This window comes from Brevibacillus centrosporus (assembly GCF_003710815.1).
Lineage (GTDB): Bacteria > Bacillota > Bacilli > Brevibacillales > Brevibacillaceae > Brevibacillus > Brevibacillus centrosporus.
This window is the reverse complement of record NZ_RHHP01000060.1, coordinates 1-2,149: the sequence shown is the minus strand read 5'-3', so window position 1 is coordinate 2,149 and position 2,149 is coordinate 1. Positions and strand designations below refer to the sequence as shown.

Annotated in this window: 4 protein-coding genes; 3 read left to right on the top strand and 1 reads right to left on the bottom strand. The window is 45.4% G+C overall.

From position 1 onward, the window contains the following. The first annotated feature begins 105 nt into the window (after nt 1–105). Genes EDM55_RS29810 through EDM55_RS29800 form a run of 3 tightly spaced genes read left to right on the top strand, consistent with a single transcriptional unit; the run spans nt 106 to nt 1,352 of the window. Nucleotides 106–609 carry a hypothetical protein gene (locus EDM55_RS29810; protein WP_122962126.1) on the top strand — a complete coding sequence of 168 codons (504 nt, stop codon included), beginning with the start codon at nt 106–108 and terminating at the stop codon, nt 607–609. A 58-nt stretch (nt 610–667) separates the two neighbouring features. Beyond that, nucleotides 668–1,144 carry an ArpU family phage packaging/lysis transcriptional regulator gene (locus tag EDM55_RS29805; protein ID WP_122962125.1) on the top strand — a complete coding sequence of 159 codons (477 nt, stop codon included), beginning with the start codon at nt 668–670 and terminating at the stop codon, nt 1,142–1,144. Further along, on the top strand, nt 1,125–1,352 hold the full coding sequence (locus EDM55_RS29800) for a helix-turn-helix domain-containing protein (protein ID WP_122962124.1): 228 nt from the start codon (nt 1,125–1,127) through the stop codon (nt 1,350–1,352). Before EDM55_RS29805 ends, EDM55_RS29800 begins: the two co-directional genes overlap by 20 nt. Nucleotides 1,353–1,672: 320 nt before the next feature. Here the strand turns inward: EDM55_RS29800 and EDM55_RS29795 are convergent, their stop codons facing one another. Further along, on the bottom strand, nt 1,673–2,002 hold the full coding sequence (locus EDM55_RS29795; RefSeq protein ID WP_122962123.1) for a site-specific integrase: 330 nt from the start codon (nt 2,000–2,002) through the stop codon (nt 1,673–1,675). Nucleotides 2,003–2,149 lie beyond the last annotated feature (147 nt).

Sequence of the window (2,149 nt, the reverse complement as noted above, 5' to 3'; positions counted from 1 at the left end):
GAGAGGGTTGAGCAAAGTATTGTATCCAACATTAATAAATAGAGGCTAAAAACATAATTTGCGGCGGCACAGACCATATGCAAATAAAAAGGGAGCGAATAGTCCATGAAAACGGAAGTAAAAGCATTGTTTAAGGATTTCAACGCGGGTGAGAAAAAGGACGTTCTCAAGTTCGAGCTCAAGGGCGATCTGTCTGATTCCCAACTGGTCGCGCTGCACAAATTGAAAGGCGGACAGGTTTATATTCAGATCTCCAGCTCGCAAATGGACATCGACGATATTGAAGAGGATGACGATCACCCAGGTATGGAATACAGTGTTGGCCGTGATGGGGTGGTACAAGTAGACAGCAGCCAGCTCAGCCTGGAAGATGTGGCCACCTCTGAGAATGCTGCAGATCCGGACGAGCTTCCCGAAGATACGCAGGCAGATAATGAGTCCGGTGGTGATTTAGAGCCTACCTCTCAAAATGTCGCTGACATCGATCAAGAACGGAAACGCCGTGGCCGTCCCAAAAAAACCGAATCCGATACGGTACCGGCTGAGGATCCAGCCGATAAGCTTGACGATCTGCCAGCTGCTTCAAGTGACGATGATCTCCCATTCTAAATCGTAGAACCTTACGCCCCGGTTCGTCCGGGGCACTCCTACCAAAAGGAGGCTCCGTATGCAAATCAGCTTCTTGCCAGAGTTGGACAGGAAACGAACACAAAAGGCTGTAGAGGAAGCGTTTAGGCAATATCGCCTGTTCAAATACCTATCCTTTGATGAACGCGAGCCGACGATCACAGCCAGCTATGAATTAAGGGAAGGCGGCCGCACGAACCTGACGAGCGATCAAACAGCGTCGATAGCAACACATAATATCGACGGGCAAGCAGGGCGAAGGGCATACCTGGAGCGAGTGGAACGTGCTGTCAATCGACTTCCACGCATGGAAAAGTTCTTAATCCAGGAACGCTACATGAGCGAGGACAGTGAATATATTACTGACTACGCTATCTACTGCCATAGCTTTAATCCTCCAATTAGCGAAGGAACATACACCAAAATCAGATGGAAAGCTTTTTACAAGATCGCTTTAAGTTTGAACATTGAAGTTATAAAGGATAAGGTGGTAAATAATGAGCAGCCAACTTCTTGATAACCTCCCTGAAGCACTCGAAGTACGTCATATTCAGCAAGTTCTAGAATGCGGAAGGAAACAAGCATACGAACTAGTCAATTCTGGGGTATTTCACTTTGTCCGGGTAGGGACTAAGATTAAGGTTTCAAAACGTGTATTTCTTGCGTGGTACGAGGGGACAGATTTTACCGAATGGTTAGAAGAAAAGAAAAGGCGCATGGGTTAACTTATCCCATGTGTCTTCTGTTTCGGGGGGATTGGAGCGAATTCTGGTGCGAAACGGTAAATAATCACGGAGTATAGCGGACTATTAAAACATGGACAAACCCTTGATAATACATGGTTTTGAGTATAATGGATAACAAGAGAAAACGCGGTGATTCCTCTTGACAGGGTGGGGGTCGCTGGTTCGAACCCAGTCCGGATCACCATACGTAAGACGTTCGAAGCCCTTGCGTAGCAAGGGTTTTTTGTTTTTCTAATCTTTTGATTCTAATAATAAAGGAGGTGAAAACACCTCGTGGTCACAAGGGTTTCACCCCACTTTCATGTGGTTCCAAACAGCATTTTCCCAAAAGCTTTTGCTGTTTCTTTTTGCATGCTGGGGAGCAGATGACTATAAGTATCCAATGTCATGCGCGTATCGGCATGTCCTAGACGTTCCGAGACAATCTTGGGATGAACGTTTCGCTTCAAAAGCAGAGTGGCATGGGTATGTCGCTGATCGTGGAAGCGTATATCAGGTAAACCAGCCTTCTTGATCAATAATTTGAAGGTACGCGTTACATTACTGTGATCAATAAATGTCCCAAGTGGTGTGCAGTTGATAAGATCAAAATCATTGTACAATTCATCTGCCTGTCGTTTTTGTTCCATGATGAATTCCTTGTGGTTAATGAGGGCATTGATGACTTCATCGGGAAGATCGATGGAACGAAAACCCGCTTTGGTTTTAGGGAGTGGAACTAAAATGTACCCTTTGTAAAGGACACTTTTAAAAATTCTAGGCAGCTCTCAGTAGAT